The following is a 20441-nucleotide window of genomic DNA, read 5'->3' as shown; positions in this document are numbered from 1 at the left end:
ATACAAAAAAATACTCACTTTCCATTATTTTTTTGATTAAACAGCTAGATTTGTTCCGAAACTTTATAATTTAGCGCATTTTTTATGATTACAACGGGCTCAATCGCTGAAATTCAATCACTTATTAGAAAATATAAAGCTGAAGGTAAAAAAATCGGCTTTGTCCCTACTATGGGAGCGCTTCATGACGGACACCTAAGCTTGGTAAATAAGGCTAGAGAAAAATCTGACATTGTTGTGTCTAGCATTTATGTAAATCCTACTCAATTCAATAATCAAGAAGACTTACAACATTACCCAAGAAAGACGGAACAGGATAAAAGTCTTTTAGGCAATTGTGGTTGTGACATTTTATTTCTTCCATCTGATGAAATCATGTATGCAGATAAAAGTATTATTTCTTTTGACTTTGGTCCATTAGATAAAGTGATGGAAGGGGAATTCCGGCCTGGCCATTTTAGCGGTGTAGCATTAATCGTTTCCAAACTATTTAACATTGTTCAGCCTGACTTTGCTTATTTTGGGCAAAAAGACTTACAGCAATTATCCATTATCAAAACATTAGTTAAGGATTTATTATTCAATATTGAGATTGTAAGCGTCCCAATTAAAAGAGAACCTCATGGTTTAGCTATGTCATCTAGAAATGAGCGTTTATCAGAAGAAGATAGAAAAGAGGCTAAAATATTCTATGAAGCCTTAAATGCCGCGAAAAATATTATCTCTGAGAAAAAATCAACAGAGGAAGCCAAATCTAAAGTTCAGGAGCTATTTAAAAACCATAAAGCCGAATTAGAATATTTTGAAATCGTAAGCGATAAAGATTTACTTCCTAAATCTGAGAACTACTTAGCCCCAGATACCGTTCTTTGCATAGCAGGGTTTATAGGAAATGTGAGATTAATAGATAACATGTATATTATTTCTTAACTTTGCGGCCAATTTGAAGAGTAGAGTATGTTAATCGAAGTTTGCAAATCAAAAATTCACAGAGTAAAGGTTACTCAGGCAGAATTACATTATGTAGGAAGTATTACCATTGATGAGGATTTAATGGAAGCCTCCAACATAATTGAAAATGAAAAAGTACAGATAGTCAACATTAACAATGGTGAACGACTTGAGACTTATGTTATTAAAGGAGAAAGAGGCTCTGGTATGGTTTGCTTAAATGGGCCTGCAGCAAGAAGGGTTCAAGTAGGTGATATCATTATTATCATTAGCTATGCTCAAATGGACTTTGAAGAAGCTAAGTCTTTTAAGCCTTCTTTGATATTTCCTGATGCGAACAATAAATTATCTTAATCCTTGAGGAAAGGACTTCAATCATTTATTAAATATACCTTATCTCTAGGTATTGCAGTTTTATTATTTTGGTATCTGTACAAGGATACTGATTTTAATGAAATGCTGCTTAGCTTTAAAAAAGCTGACATCAGATGGATTATCCTTTCTATTGCCCTTGCTATTTTTAGCCATTACTTAAGAGCTTGGAGATGGAATATGTTATTAGAGCCAATTGGTTATAATTTAAAAACTTCAAGAACTTTCCTGGCGGTGATGGTAGGCTATTTAGCTAATTTTGTAGTTCCTAGAATGGGTGAAATCTCAAGATGTGGAATTTTAAAGAAAACTGATAATGTAGCAGTTACCCAAGGGTTTGGCAGTGTTGTAACTGAAAGAGTCTTTGATTTAATCTGTTTAATTGCTATTGTTTTCATTACACTCACTTTGGAATTCAAAAGATTGAATGAATTCTTCCTTAGCTTATTTCTAGATAAGGCCTCGGGTATTCAAAAAAACTACATTACTCTCATTGTGATTGGTATAACTTTAATTACTGTGTTGCTTTTAACTGTTTTTTTCTTAAAAAGAAACCACAGAAAGCTTCAGCAGAATGAATTATACAATAAAATCATAAGCTTTTTAAGGCAATTAGTTGAGGGGCTAACTTCAGTTAGTAAATTGAAAAATCCTGCTTTATTTTGGCTTGCCACCATTGCCATTTGGGTTTGCTATTACTTCATGACCTATGTGTTCTTTTTTAGCATGGATGTCACTCAGAATTTAGGGATCTCAGCAGGATTTGTTCTTTTAGTATTAGGAGGAATAGGCATGGCCACTCCTGTTCAAGGAGGTATTGGAGCCTTTCATTATTTAGTTAGTGCAGGACTCTTATTGTATGGAATAGCCGAAAAAGATGGAATCACATTTGCCTTTCTTCTGCATACTACGAATTCTATTGCTATTATTGTAGTAGGAAGTATCTCACTATTTATTAGTATGATAATTCCTAAAAGATTCTCAAATCAAAATTATGCCAACAGCTGATAAAATAATAGTTAAGAGAGAGCTTCTTGAGTTAAGAAATGAGTGGAAGAATGAAAAGCTTGTATTTACCAACGGCTGCTTTGACATTCTACATTTGGGACATGTTGACTATTTAGAAAAAGCTGCAGAAAAAGGCACAAAATTAATTGTTGCAATCAATACAGATCAGTCTGTAAGTAAATTAAAAGGCCCGGATAGACCGGTAAATGATGAATATTCAAGATGCCGCTTAATTGCAGCATTAGCTTTTGTAGATGCTGTAATTCTGTTCTCTGAAGATACTCCCCTATCCTTGATTACCGATATAAAGCCTGATGTTTTAGTTAAAGGAAATGACTATACAATTGACAACATTGTAGGAGCAGATGTCGTAATTGAAAACGGTGGAAAAGTTGAGACTATTGAACTTGTGAAAGGATATTCTACTACAAATATTATTAATAAATTAAGTAAATAAGATGTTTTATATCGTGATTTTTATCGGATTTGCGATTGCTAGCTATGCAGTACAATCCCGTTTAAAGAGTAAATTTAAAAAGTATTCACAGGTAAGACTTAGCTCAGGAATTTCTGGTAAAGAAGCTGCAGAAAAAATGTTGCGTGATAATGGAATACATGATGTACAGGTAATGTCAGTTGAAGGGCAGTTGACTGATCACTACAATCCTGCCAAGAAAACGGTAAATCTTAGTTCTGACGTTTATCATGGTAGGTCTGCTGCTGCAGTAGCTGTTGCTGCTCATGAGGTAGGTCATGCGGTTCAACATGCACAAGCCTATTCATTCTTAGAATTAAGATCTGCCTTAGTGCCCTTACAAAACGTAAGTGCTAAAATCATAAACTTTGTATTTATGGCCATGCTATTCGGAGCATTTTTTATCCAAGGATTATTTAGCTTTGAATTAGCCATGATGGTCATTATAGGATGTTATACAGTATTTACATTATTTGCATTTATAACATTACCAGTTGAGTACGATGCCAGTAAAAGAGGTTTAGCTTGGATGACAAGCTCAGGCGTAACCACTTCACAAGAGCATGATATGGCTAAAGATTCATTAAAATGGGCTGCAAGAACCTATTTAGTTGCTGCAATTGGTTCATTAGTGACCCTGCTCTATTATGTGATGATGTTTATGGGTAGCAGAGATTAAATGGATTTTTCCTATATTTGCAAAACTTTTGCACGAACACTAAGTTTTTGCACCACAACGACTAAAAAATAATTAATAGATGGATTTTCAACTTACGGAAGAGCAGTTAGCCGTACAAGCTGCTGCGAGAGATTTTGCACAAAACGAATTATTACCGGGTGTTATCGATCGTGACACTCATGAAAAATTCCCAGCTGAACAAATTAAGAAAATGGGTGAGCTAGGATTCATGGGAATGATGGTTGATCCTAAATATAATGGTGGCGGAATGGACACAATTTCTTATGTCCTGGCTATGGAAGAAATTTCAAAAATCGATAGTTCTGCTTCTGTTTCAATGTCTGTTAATAACTCTTTAGTATGCTGGGGGATAGAAAAATACGGTACTGAAGAGCAAAAAGAAAAATATCTTAAAAGATTAGCAACGGGTGAGATAATAGGTGCATTTTGTTTATCAGAGCCTGAAGCTGGTTCAGACGCCACTTCACAAAGAACAACGGCAGAAGATAAAGGTGATTATTACCTATTAAATGGTACTAAAAACTGGATAACTAACGGTAATAGTGCCTCTGTTTATTTAGTAATTGCTCAAACGGATAAAGAAAAAGGCCATAAGGGAATTAACGCCTTGATTGTTGAAAAAGACATGGAAGGCTTCCAAGTAGGTAAAAAAGAAGAGAAAATGGGAATCAGAGGTTCTGATACTCACTCTTTAATGTTTACTGATGTAAAAGTACCTAAAGAAAATAGAATTGGTGAAGACGGTTTCGGATTCAACTTTGCTATGGCTACTTTAAACGGTGGTAGAATTGGTATTGCTGCTCAAGCATTAGGTATTGCATCAGGTGCTTACGAATTGGCCCTTAAATATTCAAAAGAAAGAAAAGCTTTTGGGAAAGAGATCAACCAGCACCAAGCTATTGCTTTTAAATTAGCGGATATGGCTACAAACATCGAAACCGCTCGTTTATTATGTTTGAAAGCTGCATGGTTGAAAGATCAAAAGAAAGATTTCTCTCAAGCAAGTGCTATGGCTAAACTTTTTGCTTCACAAGTGGCAATGGACACTACTGTTGAGGCTGTTCAAGTTCATGGTGGATACGGATATGTTAAGGAATACCATGTTGAAAGATTAATGCGTGATGCAAAAATCACACAGATTTACGAAGGTACTTCTGAGATTCAAAAAATTGTGATCTCAAGAAATATTCTAAAGTAAAGATCATATAATTGAAAGGTTAGCGCTTTTTAAAAGCATATAATCTTAAAATAATTCAATAAAAGTAATTTTTAGGCGTTCAATCTTACATGACGGTAAAGGTTGAGCGCCTTTTCTTTTTTTTGATATAAAACTATTTATCATTAGATTTATACAATTATTAGAAAAATTACTTTTACTTTTTATAGTTAATCCATTCATAAAAAAAGAAAATGGAAGATTACAACAAAATCATTGAATCCCTTGGCGTTAAGTTCGTCAAAGCAAAAAATATTAAAATACAAAAACCGGTAACCGTTAGTAACCTGTATGAAGTAGAAAATAAAATTATATGGGTTAATAAAGGAGAAGTACTATTAGGGGAAGAAAAACTTTTAGCAAAAGAGGGAGATTTTGCTTTTATTCCCGGTGGAAAAGCACATCAAATTACTTACGGAAGAGGAAGTCAGATTGAAACTATTACTAATGATAAATTCATAAGTGGTAAATCTGAGTACTTCAATTCAATTACACACGATGAGTTACTTTCTGAAGGTGGAGATAGCTTCAGCTATATTTCATTCGAAGCAAAAGTATTTGATTCAGTTAACTTCTTTGCTTCTTTAGATATTCCCCCGTTCATATTCAGTAATGATGTGATTAAGTCCTTACACGATAAAATCTTTTCTGAATTAAATACGGATGAGCCTGGTGCTGATCGTATGGTAAAAGTGTTGACTGAATACTTATTAGTAGAGTTATTCAGACATATCGTTAGAAATAAATTATTTGTGGAGCAATTGGCTACCAACAGTACTTATTTCAAAGATCCAAGATTAATTGATATCTTCAACTACATCAATGAGCACTTAGGCGGTGATTTATCAAATAAAAAGCTAGCCGAAGTTGCGAATGTATCTGAAGATTATGTAGGCCAGTATTTCAAAATGCTTACAGGTATTAATCCTCAAGATTATATTGAATACCAAAGAATGGAAGAAGCGGTAACGCTATTAAGAACTTCTAAAAAGAGCATTCGTGACATTGGACATGAAGTAGGTTATAAAGATACTGCTTATTTCTGCCGAAGATTTAAAATGATGTTCGGAATTCCTGCAGGAAAAATGAGAAGAAGAGAATCTTTAATGAACGTTTAATTGCTGATTGAGCACAATCTTAGCTTCAGTCATTTCAATTAATAAGTCAGGATTTTGCTCAATAGCATTCCCTACAACCACAACATCAGCGCCTGATTTCCAGGCGCTTTTTGCTTTTGATACAGAATTAATTCCTCCACCAATTACTAAAGGGATTTCTATTGCTCTTTTTACAGAAGCAATCATTTTTTCACTGATCATTTTATCTGCCCCACTTCCTGCATCCATATAAATAAGCTGGAGACCTAATAACTCACCTGCAATAGCTGTGCTTACCGCTATATCATACTTATCATGAGGAATGGGATTGGTATTACTCATATAAGAAACAGAGGTTTTATTCCCCCCGTCAATCAACATATAACCCGTTGGCCACACTTCCATTTTACTTCTTTTTAAAATTGGAGCTGACAAAACATGTTGACCTATCAACAAATCAGGATTTCTGCCAGAAATGAGAGAGAGATAAAGAATTGCATCCGACTGCAAGTCGATATATTGATTATTTCCAGGAAATAGAATTACAGGAATGTCTGTTGCTGATTTGATTTCTGATATGCACGCACTTAATAAATCAGAAACTATTAAACTACCGCCAACAAAAAAGAAATCAACTTCATTTTCAATAGCCATATTTACTAGCCTTTGCAATGAAGCTCTATCTTTTACTTTATCAGGATCAATTAATAGGGCAAAGAATTTACGTTTATTTTCACTGCCTGAGCTAAGTTGGTTAAGCTTCTTCTTTGTCATTCTTGTCGTTTTCTAACTGACTTAAAAATTCTAATATTTTTTCCCTAGCAATTGCTACTAATATACTACTTACTTCAGCTTTTATAGAGTCAATAATGCCATGATTGCTCTCTTCTCTTTTGATGATAAGTCGAGGTGCGTCATCATAATCATTTTCATCTTCCTCTACTTCCTTATAAACCTTAGTATTTCTACTTTTTTTACTTCCAGTAATCAGCCTTACAGCCTGATATGCTAAAAACACACCTCCTGCAATCATCAATGCATTTTTGCCTATCTTTTCAGCCTTACCTGAAAATTCAGTTAGTTGCTCTGATAAGTCCTGCTCATATTTTTTACTTTTCTCAAGTAATTTCTCCTGATTGCTCATGATTGTAAATTTAATAATTAAAATTACTGATTTTCAGATTCTTGATCCTCTGGTTTTTTAAACGAATTCTTTAGGCTTTTGCTGTCTTTTAAAAAATAAAAGATCACCGTTAGTAATAAATAGAATAATGTTACGATTCCAAAACCATAAACAAAACTATCCAAAAGTTCAGCCAAATAGAAGCCTAAAGTAAAGCTGGCAAACAACACCACTAAACTTAAGAATAGAAATACAAAAAGTATAGGAAGGAATTTCGCTATCTTCTCAGCAATCTTATCTTCTACCTCATCTTTAATGATGGCAATTCGTACTTCTATTAATTTCTGTAGCGATTCTATTATATTTTCTATTCCCAAAAGCCCTAAGAGTTTACTTTTTTTCACAACTTTAAGTGTTAATTGATTCCTAAGTTATATAAATTTCGGTTGATGTTAAATTTACACGTAAAAATAATTAGAAAGATTGAGGCAGCTTATAGTAGATAGTGGATCGAGTAAAACAGATTGGAGGATTATTAATGAGGATGGATCTATTCAGCAGCTCAAAACAAAGGGTATAAATCCGTATTTAATACCAGGAAATGAGCTTCTAGATAGTTTAAAGAATGAATTAAGTGAAATTGTAAAGATTGAATTTGATATCATTCATTTTTATGGAGCGGGCTGTGGGCAATCAAAAAATAAAGCCAAAATAAAATCAGTACTTAATAGTATTTTCAATAATAGTAAAGTTTTGGTAGAAGATGATATGCTAGCAGCAGCAAGAGCATCATGTTTAGACCAATCGGGCATAGTATGCATTTTAGGAACAGGTGCGAATGCCTGTTTTTATGATGGAAAAAGCATTACGCAAAAAATGATTTCTCTTGGTTATGCATTAGGTGATGAAGGAAGTGGTAATTATATCGGTAAAAGGATATTAAAAGCCTATTTAGAAAACGATTTATCTGAAAAACTACAAACGGCTTTTAAAAATACTTTCCCCGAAGTTACATTAGAAAATGCCTTAGAAAATATCTATCAGAAACCGTATGCAAATCGCTATTTTGCTCAGTTTTTTGAGTTTGTAATACTTCAGCAAAAAGAAAAATACTGTTTCGAATTAATGACAGATGCATTTCAGCAGTTTTTAGAAAAGTCAGTATTGAAATTCGACCATCATCAGGAATATCCTATTCACTTTGTAGGAAGTGTGGCTTTCCATGCTAATTCCATCATAAGAATGGTACTGAACAAAAATCATTTAACAGCCGGGAATTTTATGGAAAGTCCAATTGCAGGCCTAACGCTATATCACAAAAATCAGAATTCATGAGCATTACAGAATCAGAATCAAATTTTAATGATTTAGAAAATTTATCTATTTCTGAATTATTGACAGGTATAAATCAAGAAGATCAATCCGTAGCATTATCCGTTCAAAAAGCTTTACCGCAAATTGAAAAAGCTGTTGAATCGATAGTGGGTAAGATGAGGCAAGGAGGTCGTATTTTTTATATTGGAGCCGGTACCAGTGGGCGCTTAGGAATACTGGATGCCTCTGAATGCCCCCCTACTTTTGGAGTGGATCACAATACGGTAATAGGATTAATAGCTGGGGGTGATCATGCAATTAGAAAGGCAGTGGAATTTGCTGAAGATGATCGAAATCAAGCCTGGAAAGATCTTTTAGAGTATAAAATCTCTAAAAATGATTTTTTAGTGGGTATCGCTGCATCCGGTAGAACGCCTTATGTAATAGGAGGACTGAAAGCTGCACAGGAGAACAATATCAAAACAGCCTGTATTACCTGTAATCCCGATTCTGCAGTAGTTGAATTTTCAGATTACCCTATTGAAGTTCCGGTAGGGCCTGAGTTTGTTACAGGGAGTACCCGAATGAAAGCCGGCACTGCACAAAAGATGGTGTTAAATATGATTTCTACCACCGCTATGATTCAATTAGGCAAAGTAAAAGGCAACCGAATGATAGATATGCAGCTGAGCAATGATAAGCTGGTGGATCGCGGTACGAAAATGATTATGCTGGAGCTTAAAATTAAATATGATGCAGCTAAAAAATTATTGCTTGAACATGGATCTGTAAGAAAGGCTGTTGAGGCTTGCAAAGGGTGAATTAGGATAATCTATTGATAGTGACTGGTATGTTACAATTCTCGGAAATGCTTTATTAAAAACCTGTCAGGTTTGTATAATCAAATTTTGATTAGATTTTTATATTCTATCACTATCTGCTGTTTTTAAACCTGACAGCTTTCATTTGCTGAGAAAACAAATCTTAATTTTATAAAACTTTTTCACCTCAATTCGCATTAAAACCTATTACTTAAACCCTAAAACTTATTACTCATTAATGCATCATATCGAGCCCTACTATAATTGGTTAAAATATTACGATTCTTCACAGGATGAGCTTTCCCCTTTTTATGGAAAGGAATATAACTATGAATTATATACAGATACCATTTATGGTTATTATATCGATCCTGCCTGGGATGCAATTGGCTCTGAAACGCTCTACATCAAAATTCTGTATGCCAATTATGAGGATGGAATTGCGGTAATTGAAATGATAGGCGAATGGAATGACACTTTGCATAATGACATCATGCATTTAAAAAGAAATATAATCGAGCATATGATTATGCAAGGTATCAATAAGTTCATCTTAATTGGTGAAAATATATTGAACTTCCATGGCTCTGATGATGAATATTATGAAGAGTGGTTTGATGAGGTTGAAGAAGGTTGGATAGTAGGGGTTAATTTCAGAGATTTTGTACTCGAAGAATGGGCTCAATACAATGTTGATCATTATATTAATTGCGGTGGACAGTTTGAACATTTGAATTGGAGAACTTTAAAACCTCAGGTTTTCTGTAAAAGAATAGAAGAGCATGTGATGAGAAGATTAGATTTCTGATATTATTTAACTGGAATAATCATCGCCATTTTATGTACTAAATAATATTTTCCCGATTTTATCTCTTTACATCTCACTCTTGTTCTTCTACTCTCTAGCTTTTCAAAAACACGATTTTCTAATTTAAACTTTTGCCCTTTCTCAACATCTAATAAGCTAACTTCATCCGGATTAATAGGATCATGATTCTTTAAAGCCTTCGCCAAATGAATGTCAGATAAGGAAGCGGCCTTAGGGTTTCGCATATAGAGATTCAAAGCTTTTAAAACCTCTTCTGGGAAGATGGCAGCATTCTGAAAAGGCAGCATCAATTCTTTAAAAGCTAATTTCCATTCTACCCCATGTGGGCTCACTCTACTCTTGTATTGTTCATTAACCCAATGGTGCGCCACTTCATGTACATAAGTGATAAGAAAGGAATAAGGATTTAAATTTTCATTCACCGTAATCACTGCCTCCTCACCTGGCTTAATTCTGAAGTCACCCAATTTGGTATTCCTAGCTTTTGAGATCACAAAACGAAAAGGTTTTTGTTGCCAAAGTTCGAAGGCTAAATCAGTAGCTGATTCAGGAATAAATCGACTAATCCGCTTATATATTTGTTTTTCGTAATGCGTCATATTCGAGCCAAAATTAAGTAGAAATAATTAGTAAATAAGCATTTAGCTCACCTAATCCACTATTTCCTCTTGATCTCAAAAAATATTTCCAGCTGTATTTTTTTTGTAATTTCCATATTAAACTGTAATTTCAGAGCCCTTTAGAAGGTTAACATAACCTTAATGGGGCAAAAGCTTGTAGAGTAGACAACTTTTTCTAATATCATACTCTTAAACCATTAAAACTATGATTCAAATTATTCCATCCATTGCCATAAAAGATGGCAAAATTATTAGAGTTGAAGGTTCTGACATTGGAAGCGCTAAAGTGTATGATGATTCCCCGATTGATGTTGCCCGAAAATTGGAAGATAATGGCATTAAAGTCGTGCATATTGTGGATTTAGATGGTGCCCACAGAAGCCAGCCCGTTAACTACCATATCCTGGAAGCAATCCACGGCTATACAAATCTTGAATTAGATTTTACAGGTGGTATTAATACAGATGGGGATATTAGCAAAGCTTATGAATATGGTGCTGATTACATCACTGCGGCCAGTGTCGCGGTTGAAAATAAAGAGCTTTTCGCTTCGTGGATTGTATCCTATGGGAGAGAAAAAATCACTTTAGGAGCCGATGCTTTAAATGGAAAAATTGCCTACAAAGGATGGATGCAGAATACAGACATCGACATTATTGAGCACATCCGCTATTTCTATGACCGAGGCCTAAAATACGTTAAAACAACTGATATTAGTAAAGAAGGCTCATTATCAGGTCCTGCGTTTGATTTGTATGAAAAAATATTGAAAGAATTCCCAGACATCTGTGTATTAGCCAGTGGTGGAGTTAGGGATATTGATGATATCCGAAAGCTTAATGATATGGGAATATTTGCGGTAATCTTTGGTAAAGCTTATTATGAGGGTAATATCAAGCTTGAAGATTTGAAGGAATTTTTACAGTAAAAAATAAGTGTAGATTTAAACGTTTAATAAACGTTTAAATCTACGGTTATTATCCCAATAAGAAGCTTTAATTAGCTTTATAGCTGTTTTCTCTTCTTTACTTAAATTCTAAAGAAACCAAAAATATAATATGGATAACAACACCAAAGGTGTTGTTATCCAATTGTTAGCATTAATCTCCAGCAGAATTAAATCATCACTTTGGAATCAAAATTCAAAACAAACCTAATAATTCTATCTAAGAAAGGATCCAAATTAGGATGCTTTTTAGCCATTGTCATTTTCGTCCCTGGGATTATTGGAATAGTTTCCCAAAACTCATTGCTAATTTTATTAGGCTTCGTTGGGATATTACTAATTGTGCTTATTCAAATTATTACCAGAAATAAACATAGTGCGACAAATAATATTCAAACTTCCGAATTTATCGAGTTCGACCAAGCATCTTTAACAATTTATAAAAATCAAAAAGTCAATAGATTTAATTGGACAGACATGCATGATATAGTTATAAGGATTCACGATTTTAAAGGAGAGGTATCCAGAGCTTCAGGTGAATTTTTAAATACTAGTCATGGAACCTTAAACTACATTTCTTTCAAACTCATTTCTGAACAACATAGATATCATTTTTATTTAAAAGATTCCCAGGATAAAGAAGCCTTAATCAATTTAATTGAAAACAGTTTGAAACCAATTCTTACACAAACTAAGAGATTAAAAACATTGAATGTAAGAGCCACTGATAGCTTCCATAATTAATAATGCTAACATGATATAAAACCAATTTGCTAACTCATTTCATAGCTAAGTTTTCTGCAGGTATCCCGTAATTTATGCTTGCTTTTCATAGCTGGCAACCAAGGATATTGCGCGAGGCAAGTACGGTGCTTATTTATTACAAGCATTTGCAATTAATGAAGTGTATTAGTTTGCAGAGAAAGCATAAATCACTACTTTCAGTATTTTATAGATCAGTATAGCAAACGGGTTTTATACGGTCGTTGTAAATCATTCGGTCCTAAATCATCAATTGGTACTATTAAAATCAATCCATTAAAACTGTTCATTTACGACTGCGTTTATTTTATTATCTTTGTACAAATAAAAAGAGCATGAACATTCAAGCCGAAAAACTCAGGATAATGAAAATGATTCTTGAAACAGATAATCCAACTATTCTTGAATCAATTAAGAATCTGTTTGTAAAACAACCCGATTCGGACTTTTGGACAACTCTCCCGGAGAATGAGAAAAAAGATATTCTAAAGGGAATAGAGGAGCTTGAAAAGGGAGAAGTGGTTAACTACGATGACTTTATAGCAAGACATCGGTAATGAGAGAAATATTACTCTCGAAACGAGCATCTGACAAGTTAGAAAAACTGCTTAACTATCTTGAATTGGAATGGTCTCTGAAGGTGAAAAAGGCTTTTATTGGCAAGCTCGACACCGTATTTGCTCAAATTTCAAAATACCCAGATAGTGCACCTAAATCTGATTCGGTAAAAGGCATTCACAGATTTGTAATATCGAAGCAGACTACCATGTACTATAAATATGATAGCAAATCAGTACAAATTGTTACCTTTTTCGATGCCAGAATGAATCCTAAAAGGCTAAAGAAGGACACCAAATAGAAACGATTTACAACATTGTATAAAAACCCATTTGCCCACCACCTTGTAGCCAAATGCCTGCTAAATAGCCCGCAATTTATGCATGCTTTTCATAGCTGGCAACCAAGGTTTGAGTTCTAATCAAATTTGGCAACTAATTATTTTAAGCTTTTGCAATTAAAGAAGTCTACCAGTTTGTATAGAATGCATAAATTACTACTTTCAGTATTTTATAGGTCAGTATCGCATTTTAAAGGTTATGCTCTACGGAAGTGGTAATTAGAAATTAAAAAATCCGACTTGGAGGACCTTCTGAAAGCGCATTTAACAAGGGCGAGAGCGCTATTTGAGCAGCATATGATTATTTTACCAGACAAATATTAAAACAAACACATGAAAAATATCTCTTTTTGGCAAACATGGGTAGTGGTAGGCTTACTAATGGCAATGCCCGTAATAGTCACAGCACAAGAAGCTGAGCTCACTCTTGATGATCTTTTCGCAACGCCAAAACTGACCGGAACAAGCCCATCTGCACCTGTGTGGGCCCCGAACAGTGAGCACTTCGCCTTTTCGTGGAGTGAACCAGAAAATCCAGGGCGAGGCCTTTGGGTTTCCACAAGCGATGGAAAGAAAGTACGTCTCAGTTCCAATACGGCATCTGTTCGCGATATCGCCTGGGCTGATGCGAACACCATCATCAGCCTGCGAGCTGAACACCTATGGCAGACATCGCTTAGTAAAGAAGAGGACCTTCAGCTTATGCGGGTTGAAGCTGGTGCTTATAATCTGTCCATGTCTCCAAACGGTAAACAAGCGGCCTATATAAGCAAGGGTGATCTATGGATTGCTGACTTGACTTCCAAAGAGAATCGCCAGCTCACAGAAATCGGCATTCCAAGTCTCTCGAACTTACAAAAGGGGCGCTACAGCCGACCAGAACGTGAAATCGGTCCAGGAATTTGGAGTGGACCCACCTATAAATGGTCTCCGGATGGCAAAACAATCGCATTTCATGTTGTAGACAGACGTGAGATGAGAAAGGTGGCCTTTCCGGATTATCTCGCTGCCGAAACCAATCCTAACGAGATACGCAGAAGTTACCCGGGTGATCCAAACGAGATTCGCAAGGTCGGGCTCCTAGATGTAGAAAGTGGAACTATCACGTACCTCAACTTGCCAGATCCGCATGCCAATCAAGTCATTGACTTTAACTGGTCACCGAGCGGTGCACTGCTGGTTGATACCGCATCCGACACTGCAGTTGAACGTAAGTTGTATGTCGTTGCACCCGGAGAAAGCAAACTGCGCGAGATTTGGAGAGGTGTTCGAGAGAGTCGCATGTACACATCCTTTGGATCTAGCTGGCATCTGGATGGGCAGCAGGTTGTTTTCTTAAGCGATATGGGTGATCGATATGGCCTTTATACAATCGATGCCTCACCGTCTAAGGATCGTCCAAAACTCCTAACAGATCCATCCTATGATGTATTGTCTGCCCCAACCATTGCGGGTGATGCACTATTTTATGCAGGCAATGGAGTTAATCCCTACGAACAACATGTATATCGCCTAAAAATGTCCGGTGGCGAACCCGAGCAACTAACGCAACTTGCAGGCCGAAACGATGGTTACCCCTCACCAGATGGTAGACACTTGGTTTTCAGGCACAGCAACGACACCTCACCGCCCGAGCTTTACGTGCTCAGCAGTGATGGTGGTGAAGCTACTCGAGTAACCCACTCACCACTGCCCGCCTTCACTGAGCGAAGCTGGACCGCTGCAGAATACGTGAATTTTCCAAGTCTTGTAGATGACTACAGGCTACATGCGCGGATTATGAAACCAAGTAAGATGCAGCCCGGCAAGAAGTATCCAGTGCTGTTTGGGCCTGTTTATTCAAATACAGCCAGAAACCGTTGGGCAGGCAACTACAGCCTCATACAGCAGCTCTTAGTAAAGAAGGGGTATATTATCGTACAGGTGGATTCACGTGGCAGTAACGGTTATGGCCGGGCATTCCGTGAAGAGTTCCTGTTGGGTTTTGCCGATCAGGACATTGAGGATTATGCAAGTGCCGTTGCCTATATGGAGTCGTTGGATTATGTCGATCCTGACCGCATCGGTATCTGGGGTAGCAGTTATGGTGGCACACTCTCCGTTTATTCTTTATTGATGAAGCCGGGTTTATTCCAAGTGGGTGTCGCTGCAGCAACTGCTGTCGACCCGGACTTCTTTGGTACAGATGACGTTGCGATTGTTCGTAGCCCACAGACACACCCTGAGATCTTCGAAAGAAAAGCGCTCAAGTATGCAGGCAATTTGAAGGACAAACTCCTGTTTATCCACGGCATTCAGGACCATGTTGTACCCTTCAAGACAACGGCAGTTTTAGCTGAAGAACTGATTAAACAAGGCAAGGACTTCGACTTTGCATTTGCACCAGGTGCAACGCATGCGTGGAGCCGCGAGCAGTATTATAATCGCTACTTGTTTGGTAAGCTAATAGAATACTTTGACCGACACCTAGGCGAGCCCTCTAAGTAGCTATTGGCAGCTAGCTGTCTTGTTGCCAGGTGTTAGAGAAAGATTACCTAGATTTGAAAGTCCAGAAGCACGAGACTGGTCATTAGCTTTAATGGGCAGAAACATTATTAAATTAAAAAGAATGAATAATATTTTTCAAAAAATAGCGGTAATACTCATAATTACATCTCTATTTAGTTGCAAAAAAGATGTTATTAACAAGTCTCATGATGAGGAATATCACTTAAAAATTCTATATGGAAATATAGAAAACTACACTGGCAATGATGGTCAATGGCTCAATATCTATCAAGCTGAAGCAAATGAACCAACGCCTGTTTATATATGGGCGCATGGTAATGGACATACCTACATGGACGCCCATGAAAAATATGAACCATTTATTACCACTTTGCTAGAAAATGGAATTTCTATCATCAGTTGGGAATCCATAAAACAAATGGATGAATCTAATATTTTGGACATATTAGATGATGCTGACTTAATGTTTGAATGGGTTAAGAGTAATGCAAAAACCTATAATTTAGATTTGTCAAATGTTATCATTGGTGGCCATTCAAGAGGGACAATTGCAAGCTGGAGGTTAGCACATAGCGGTGCTTCTGGTATTAAAGGAATCTATCATGGAGATGCAGCTGGCAATCTTGATGATGTAAATGATTTTGCTGGTAATTTAGTAACCATCAATTCTCCACCTATAAGAATGTCTTATACACAGAATAAAATCAATAATGACGGACAGCATGACCCTAATGAAGGACAAAAGATAATAGACATTTATAGAGATTTAGGCTTCAATGAAGAAGATTCAAGGTTACTCGAGAACCAAGGATATCCTTCTATGTCAGAGCTTGGCTTTTACAATAACCTTCTCCCATTTTGTCTATATGTTCTTGAATAAAAAGACTGAAATAAAGTATGAGCAATAATACGCGCTGTCGGTCGAACTACACTTATACAATCCTTGTATTTAATTCCTGTCTTATAATTTATCTGCTAGCAAATTGACAGAAATTAGTAATTTCAATCATTAATTTAACAACTGCTAAAATCATTTGTTACTCTGATTGAATATAAAACGAGTTGAAGAATTGCATATAAGTTGCTTGAGGGCTCATTTTATAGCAAATTTTTATGAGGCCAGCTATTCGTGCTTTCAATTCAAACAATATTACCTAGATTTGAGAGCCCAGAAGCACGAGACTGGTCATTAGCTTTAATGGGCAGAAATATTATTAAATTAAAAAGAATAAAGCATGAATAAAATAAGAATCATTGGTTTAATTATGTTAATAATTGGTATTCTTTTGCAGTTTCCCTTCAAAAATGAGGGGACGGATTTCATTTCAGGTGTCTTACTTGGAGCAGGAATCTCATTGCTGGTGACAGGTAAAATTAGGTCAAAAAACAGATCCGTTAGTTAGTTACTTTTCCTCTTAAAAACCTTTTTATTGTAGTAGAATGATAATAAACGAAATTCTAACAAAGTATTCTATAGATAATACTTTGTTTCGTTATTTCAAATGATCACTACAACCCTAGCTCTTTTACTTTTACAGCTTTTTAATTATATCAAATATTGCTGGTAATTGATATTTAACAGGTCAAGAGTGAACAATAGAGCTAAATAAACCTAGCAACACATTAAAAGCTATTGCCTTATCTTAGCTACCATCTTTCTATTAGAATATCCCAAAGTAAGTTACTCCTTCAGACTGAAATACGACAATAAAAAAAGCCGAATCAAATGAATTGATCCGGCTTTTTACATTTAAACTTAATCTATTTTTTAAGCTTCTACTTGTTTCTTTTTACTACCTTTTGCTAAATCCAATACTACTGGAGTTGCAATAAAGATTGACGAATAAGTACCCACTAAAATACCTACTAATAAAGCGAAAGAGAATCCTCTTAATACCTCACCACCAAAGATGAATAAGATTAAGATTACAACCAATGTCGTGATGGAAGTCATTAAGGTTCTACTGATCGTATTATTAATCGCCATATTGAAAGTTTCCACATTAGAAGCTTTTGACTTAACACCTAATGTCTCTCTAATTCTATCAAATACAACCACGGTATCGTTAATTGAATAACCAATAACGGTTAAGATTGCCGCAATAAATACCTGATCGATTTCGAATGAGAAACCTAATAGTTTAGCAATCGCAAAAGCAGATAATACAAATAATGTATCGTGGAATAAGGCAACAACAGCACCTAAACCAAACTGCCATCTTCTAAATCTGATTAAGATATAGATAAAGATTGCGATTAAGGCAAATATTACAGACTCCTGTGATGAGTTTCTGATATCATCCGCAATAGTAGCACCTACTTTTGATGAACCGCTGATGGTGAAATCATTATCTCCCATTGCTGACTCAGTCTCAACATAGCTCATTCCAGTTGCTTGAGCGATACCATCAATGATTTTTGATTTCACTTCATTATCCGCTTCAGTAGATTCTTCATTCACTAAATAAGAAGTAGTTACTTTCAAGATATTGTTCGCACCATAAGTTTTCACCTCAGTACCTGCATCTTCTAAAGTACCATCCAAAGCAACTTTAAGGCTGGTAGTTTCAACTTGGTCAGCAAATCTTACTACATAAGAACGACCCCCTGTGAAGTCAACACCGAATGTTAAACCTTTCGTAACCATTAAAACAACACCAATCACGATTACAATACCAGAACCGATATAGGCCATTTTTCTCTTACTCATAAAGTTAGCAGAGATGTTGGTTAATAAGTTTTTAGAGAATGGAGTCGCGAAAGAAATCTTAGACTGATCACCTTTTTTGCTCATCCAGCTCACAATTACTCTGGTGATGAATACCGCTGAGAAGAATGAACATGCAATACCAATCATTAAAGTAATCGCAAATCCTTTAACAGGACCCTGGCCTAACCAGTATAAAATAGCACCCGTTAAGAAGGTAGTTACGTTCGCATCCACAATTGAGCTATAGGCTTTAGAGTAACCCGCTGATATCGCTTTTAATAAAGGAGATCCACCTCTCATTTCTTCTCTGATACGCTCGAAGATAAGTACGTTCGCATCAATTGACATACCAATTGTTAACACAATACCGGCAATACCTGGTAAGGTTAAAGCAGCATTTAATTGTGCTAAAATTCCTAAGATAAAGAAGATGTTAAATACTAAGGCAATGTTTGCAATTAAACCACCTTTAGCGTAGTAGGCTACCATGAAAATCAATACCATTGCTAAACCAGCAACAATTGAAATAATACCTTGTGCTCTTGCTTCTTTACCTAATGTTGGACCAATAATCGCTTCTTCTACAATTCTAGTTGGCGCTGGTAATGAACCTGCTTTTAAGATATTCGCTAAATCTTTAGCTTCTTCAATAGTGAAATTACCTTCAATGATAGATTTACCATTAGGAATCTCAACATTTACATTTGGAGCAGAATACACATAATTATCTAGAACTATTGCAATTCTTTTATTGATGTTTTCTCTGGTAATTTTCGCCCATTTTCTAGCACCTGTAGCATCCATGCTCATGTCTACGGCAGGCTGACCAACTTGATCAAAAGTTTGTCTTGCGTCATTAATAACCTCTCCCGTTAACATGGCTTGGTTATTTCTTAAAGTTCTTACTACATAAAGTTCTAATAACTCAGTACCATCATCTAACTTTCTTGGCTTAACATCCCAAATTAATCTTGTGTTTCTTGGGAATAAAGCTTGAACATCTTCTCTTTGAATAATGTCATTAATTTTAGCTGTATCGGTAACTTCATATACTAAACCATATTGGCTTCTAATTAAGCTGAATAATGGAGATACATTTTGAGCATTTTCTAATGAATCAAGACTTGCATCCGTTGAATCACCCTCAGCAACTGCTGTAGTATCAGTTTCATCTTCTGATAATAAATCTGCTAAATCCGCACTTTCCTCTTCAGAAACATCTTTTGCATCCTCAGAACCTAATTCATTGCTTTGCTTAGCTTTTTGTTCTTCTACTATTAATTCATTAGCTGCACCTAAAGCATCAGAAACCTCATTTACTTCAACAACTTGTAAGAATTCAAGCTTAGCAACCCCTTGTAATAATTTTCTAACTCTTTCTGGGTTATCTACACCTGGAAGCTCGATTTGAATTCTTCCTGTATTTTCTAATTTCTGAATATTTGGCTGTGATGTACCAAATCTATCAATCCTAGTTCTTAAGATTTCAAAAGAACGATCAATAGCATCATCCACTTCTGAACGAATAATTCTCATTACTTCGCTGTCTTCTGTTTGGAAGCTAATTCTCTCTCTGTTCGCTGAAGTAGCAAAGAATTCGCTTAACTTTTTATCAGGATATTCTTCCTGGAAAGCCTGATAGAATAAATCTACAAAACTGTTTTGGCTAGTTTTTTGTCTTTCTTTAGCTGTTTCTAAAGCCTGATTAAAACCTTCATCTTCATTATTACCACTTAAACCTTTGATTATATCAACTGGTGATACCTCAAGAGTAACGTGCATTCCACCTTGTAAATCAAGACCAAGATTTAACTCCATGTCCTGTACTTCTTTGTAGGTAAATTCAGCTCCTAAAAGATTATAAACGGGTACATTGTATACAGAATCTAAATATTCTTGTCTTTGAGAATAATTGATATTCCCTTCTTGATCTGTAGCATAAGCTGTGGCATCATCTTTAATGCCGTTCGACACAAAAGTGAATGACAAATAATAGATACATAATAATGTAACTATTACAGTCATAAACACTATAAATCCTCTGTTCTTCATGTTTATTGTATTATTAAATTAAGTTTCGAAATCATATTT

Annotated in this window: 22 protein-coding genes; 17 read left to right on the top strand and 5 right to left on the bottom strand. The window is 35.6% G+C overall.

Features of this window, described 5'->3' with window-relative positions; all coding sequences use genetic code 11:
• The first annotated feature begins 84 nt into the window (after nucleotides 1-84).
• The 7 genes from panC (at nucleotide 85) to QYS48_RS08515 (ending at nucleotide 5840) form a co-directional block, all read left to right on the top strand.
• Nucleotides 85-930, top strand: coding sequence for a pantoate--beta-alanine ligase (gene panC / locus QYS48_RS08545; protein ID WP_308358392.1), 846 nt, complete (start codon nucleotides 85-87; stop codon nucleotides 928-930).
• 27 nt (nucleotides 931-957) lie between these two features.
• The gene (gene panD, locus QYS48_RS08540) at nucleotides 958-1305 is read left to right on the top strand and encodes an aspartate 1-decarboxylase (RefSeq protein ID WP_308358391.1); all 348 of its coding nucleotides are present in this window, start codon (nucleotides 958-960) and stop codon (nucleotides 1303-1305) included.
• Between the two features lie 3 nt (nucleotides 1306-1308).
• Entirely contained in the window at nucleotides 1309-2331 is a 1023-nt protein-coding gene (locus QYS48_RS08535; protein WP_308358390.1) for a lysylphosphatidylglycerol synthase transmembrane domain-containing protein, read from the top strand.
• Nucleotides 2318-2788, top strand: a complete 471-nt coding sequence (rfaE2, locus tag QYS48_RS08530) for a D-glycero-beta-D-manno-heptose 1-phosphate adenylyltransferase (protein WP_308358389.1) — start codon at nucleotides 2318-2320, stop codon at nucleotides 2786-2788. The genes QYS48_RS08535 and rfaE2 overlap by 14 nt, the downstream gene beginning before the upstream one ends.
• Before the next feature lies 1 nt (nucleotide 2789).
• Entirely contained in the window at nucleotides 2790-3485 is a 696-nt protein-coding gene (locus tag QYS48_RS08525; RefSeq protein ID WP_308358388.1) for a zinc metallopeptidase, read from the top strand.
• A gap of 79 nt (nucleotides 3486-3564) precedes the next feature.
• Nucleotides 3565-4704, top strand: a complete 1140-nt coding sequence (locus tag QYS48_RS08520; RefSeq protein ID WP_308358387.1) for an acyl-CoA dehydrogenase — start codon at nucleotides 3565-3567, stop codon at nucleotides 4702-4704.
• A gap of 212 nt (nucleotides 4705-4916) precedes the next feature.
• The gene (locus tag QYS48_RS08515; protein WP_308358386.1) at nucleotides 4917-5840 is read left to right on the top strand and encodes an AraC family transcriptional regulator; all 924 of its coding nucleotides are present in this window, start codon (nucleotides 4917-4919) and stop codon (nucleotides 5838-5840) included.
• Here the strand turns inward: QYS48_RS08515 and QYS48_RS08510 are convergent.
• The 3 genes from QYS48_RS08510 to QYS48_RS08500 are packed head-to-tail and all read right to left on the bottom strand — an operon-like array spanning nucleotide 5826 to nucleotide 7346.
• Nucleotides 5826-6593, bottom strand: a complete 768-nt coding sequence (locus QYS48_RS08510) for a geranylgeranylglyceryl/heptaprenylglyceryl phosphate synthase (protein WP_308358385.1) — start codon at nucleotides 6591-6593, stop codon at nucleotides 5826-5828. The two genes, QYS48_RS08515 and QYS48_RS08510, sit on opposite strands and share 15 nt — an antisense overlap.
• Nucleotides 6574-6963: a hypothetical protein gene (locus QYS48_RS08505; protein ID WP_308358384.1), complete on the bottom strand. Its 390-nt coding sequence runs from the start codon at nucleotides 6961-6963 to the stop codon at nucleotides 6574-6576. Before QYS48_RS08505 ends, QYS48_RS08510 begins: the two co-directional genes overlap by 20 nt.
• Before the next feature lie 23 nt (nucleotides 6964-6986).
• Nucleotides 6987-7346: a phage holin family protein gene (locus QYS48_RS08500; RefSeq protein ID WP_302102401.1), complete on the bottom strand. Its 360-nt coding sequence runs from the start codon at nucleotides 7344-7346 to the stop codon at nucleotides 6987-6989.
• Between the two features lie 79 nt (nucleotides 7347-7425).
• Between QYS48_RS08500 and QYS48_RS08495 the strand changes: the two genes are divergently transcribed.
• The 3 genes from QYS48_RS08495 to QYS48_RS08485 all read left to right on the top strand — a co-directional run bounded on the left by QYS48_RS08495 (nucleotide 7426) and on the right by QYS48_RS08485 (nucleotide 9885).
• Nucleotides 7426-8277: a BadF/BadG/BcrA/BcrD ATPase family protein gene (locus tag QYS48_RS08495; RefSeq protein WP_308358383.1), complete on the top strand. Its 852-nt coding sequence runs from the start codon at nucleotides 7426-7428 to the stop codon at nucleotides 8275-8277.
• Nucleotides 8274-9077: an N-acetylmuramic acid 6-phosphate etherase gene (gene murQ / locus QYS48_RS08490; RefSeq protein ID WP_308358382.1), complete on the top strand. Its 804-nt coding sequence runs from the start codon at nucleotides 8274-8276 to the stop codon at nucleotides 9075-9077. Before QYS48_RS08495 ends, murQ begins: the two co-directional genes overlap by 4 nt.
• A 238-nt stretch (nucleotides 9078-9315) precedes the next feature.
• The gene (locus QYS48_RS08485) at nucleotides 9316-9885 is read left to right on the top strand and encodes a hypothetical protein (protein ID WP_308358381.1); all 570 of its coding nucleotides are present in this window, start codon (nucleotides 9316-9318) and stop codon (nucleotides 9883-9885) included.
• Nucleotides 9886-9887: 2 nt separating this feature from the next.
• Here the strand turns inward: QYS48_RS08485 and QYS48_RS08480 are convergent, their stop codons facing one another.
• On the bottom strand, nucleotides 9888-10505 hold the full coding sequence (locus QYS48_RS08480) for a SprT-like domain-containing protein (protein ID WP_308358380.1): 618 nt from the start codon (nucleotides 10503-10505) through the stop codon (nucleotides 9888-9890).
• Nucleotides 10506-10731: 226 nt separating this feature from the next.
• Here QYS48_RS08480 and QYS48_RS08475 point away from each other — a divergent pair, with 226 nt between their 5' ends.
• The 7 genes from QYS48_RS08475 to QYS48_RS08445 all read left to right on the top strand — a co-directional run bounded on the left by QYS48_RS08475 (nucleotide 10732) and on the right by QYS48_RS08445 (nucleotide 17043).
• Nucleotides 10732-11454, top strand: coding sequence for a 1-(5-phosphoribosyl)-5-[(5-phosphoribosylamino)methylideneamino] imidazole-4-carboxamide isomerase (locus QYS48_RS08475; RefSeq protein WP_308358379.1), 723 nt, complete (start codon nucleotides 10732-10734; stop codon nucleotides 11452-11454).
• Nucleotides 11455-11655: 201 nt separating this feature from the next.
• The gene (locus QYS48_RS08470) at nucleotides 11656-12216 is read left to right on the top strand and encodes a hypothetical protein (RefSeq protein WP_302102407.1); all 561 of its coding nucleotides are present in this window, start codon (nucleotides 11656-11658) and stop codon (nucleotides 12214-12216) included.
• 353 nt (nucleotides 12217-12569) lie between these two features.
• Complete coding sequence (locus tag QYS48_RS08465; protein WP_308358378.1) at nucleotides 12570-12791, top strand: hypothetical protein; 222 nt, start codon at nucleotides 12570-12572, stop codon at nucleotides 12789-12791.
• A complete protein-coding gene (locus tag QYS48_RS08460; RefSeq protein WP_308358377.1) occupies nucleotides 12791-13093 on the top strand; it encodes a type II toxin-antitoxin system RelE/ParE family toxin in 303 nt (100 codons plus the stop codon). Before QYS48_RS08465 ends, QYS48_RS08460 begins: the two co-directional genes overlap by 1 nt.
• 372 nt (nucleotides 13094-13465) lie before the next feature.
• Nucleotides 13466-15619, top strand: a complete 2154-nt coding sequence (locus QYS48_RS08455) for a prolyl oligopeptidase family serine peptidase (protein ID WP_308358376.1) — start codon at nucleotides 13466-13468, stop codon at nucleotides 15617-15619.
• Between the two features lie 121 nt (nucleotides 15620-15740).
• Nucleotides 15741-16520, top strand: coding sequence for a hypothetical protein (locus QYS48_RS08450; protein WP_308358375.1), 780 nt, complete (start codon nucleotides 15741-15743; stop codon nucleotides 16518-16520).
• A gap of 355 nt (nucleotides 16521-16875) precedes the next feature.
• Nucleotides 16876-17043 carry a hypothetical protein gene (locus QYS48_RS08445; RefSeq protein ID WP_302122374.1) on the top strand — a complete coding sequence of 56 codons (168 nt, stop codon included), beginning with the start codon at nucleotides 16876-16878 and terminating at the stop codon, nucleotides 17041-17043.
• A gap of 365 nt (nucleotides 17044-17408) precedes the next feature.
• On the opposite strand, the gene secDF is transcribed toward QYS48_RS08445, so the two are convergent.
• Nucleotides 17409-20402, bottom strand: coding sequence for a protein translocase subunit SecDF (secDF, locus tag QYS48_RS08440; protein ID WP_308358374.1), 2994 nt, complete (start codon nucleotides 20400-20402; stop codon nucleotides 17409-17411).
• Nucleotides 20403-20441 lie beyond the last annotated feature (39 nt).

This window comes from Marivirga arenosa, assembly GCF_030503895.2.
GTDB lineage: Bacteria > Bacteroidota > Bacteroidia > Cytophagales > Cyclobacteriaceae > Marivirga > Marivirga arenosa.
The sequence above is the reverse complement of the archived record's forward strand: the minus strand, read 5'-3'. Positions and strand labels throughout refer to the sequence as shown.

Excerpts from the sequence above, each read along its gene's own strand:
- secDF (WP_308358374.1), bottom strand. The coding sequence starts at position 20,402 with ATGAAGAACAGAGGATTTATAGTGTTTATGACTGTAATAGTTACATTA.
- QYS48_RS08460 (WP_308358377.1), top strand. The coding sequence starts at position 12,791 with ATGAGAGAAATATTACTCTCGAAACGAGCATCTGACAAGTTAGAAAAA.
- QYS48_RS08450 (WP_308358375.1), top strand. The coding sequence starts at position 15,741 with ATGAATAATATTTTTCAAAAAATAGCGGTAATACTCATAATTACATCT.
- panC (WP_308358392.1), top strand. The coding sequence starts at position 85 with ATGATTACAACGGGCTCAATCGCTGAAATTCAATCACTTATTAGAAAA.
- QYS48_RS08525 (WP_308358388.1), top strand. The coding sequence starts at position 2,790 with ATGTTTTATATCGTGATTTTTATCGGATTTGCGATTGCTAGCTATGCA.
- rfaE2 (WP_308358389.1), top strand. The coding sequence starts at position 2,318 with ATGCCAACAGCTGATAAAATAATAGTTAAGAGAGAGCTTCTTGAGTTA.
- QYS48_RS08510 (WP_308358385.1), bottom strand. The coding sequence starts at position 6,593 with ATGACAAAGAAGAAGCTTAACCAACTTAGCTCAGGCAGTGAAAATAAA.
- QYS48_RS08505 (WP_308358384.1), bottom strand. The coding sequence starts at position 6,963 with ATGAGCAATCAGGAGAAATTACTTGAGAAAAGTAAAAAATATGAGCAG.
- QYS48_RS08475 (WP_308358379.1), top strand. The coding sequence starts at position 10,732 with ATGATTCAAATTATTCCATCCATTGCCATAAAAGATGGCAAAATTATT.
- QYS48_RS08445 (WP_302122374.1), top strand. The coding sequence starts at position 16,876 with ATGAATAAAATAAGAATCATTGGTTTAATTATGTTAATAATTGGTATT.
- QYS48_RS08480 (WP_308358380.1), bottom strand. The coding sequence starts at position 10,505 with ATGACGCATTACGAAAAACAAATATATAAGCGGATTAGTCGATTTATT.
- panD (WP_308358391.1), top strand. The coding sequence starts at position 958 with ATGTTAATCGAAGTTTGCAAATCAAAAATTCACAGAGTAAAGGTTACT.
- QYS48_RS08520 (WP_308358387.1), top strand. The coding sequence starts at position 3,565 with ATGGATTTTCAACTTACGGAAGAGCAGTTAGCCGTACAAGCTGCTGCG.
- murQ (WP_308358382.1), top strand. The coding sequence starts at position 8,274 with ATGAGCATTACAGAATCAGAATCAAATTTTAATGATTTAGAAAATTTA.
- QYS48_RS08485 (WP_308358381.1), top strand. The coding sequence starts at position 9,316 with ATGCATCATATCGAGCCCTACTATAATTGGTTAAAATATTACGATTCT.
- QYS48_RS08455 (WP_308358376.1), top strand. The coding sequence starts at position 13,466 with ATGAAAAATATCTCTTTTTGGCAAACATGGGTAGTGGTAGGCTTACTA.
- QYS48_RS08465 (WP_308358378.1), top strand. The coding sequence starts at position 12,570 with ATGAACATTCAAGCCGAAAAACTCAGGATAATGAAAATGATTCTTGAA.
- QYS48_RS08515 (WP_308358386.1), top strand. The coding sequence starts at position 4,917 with ATGGAAGATTACAACAAAATCATTGAATCCCTTGGCGTTAAGTTCGTC.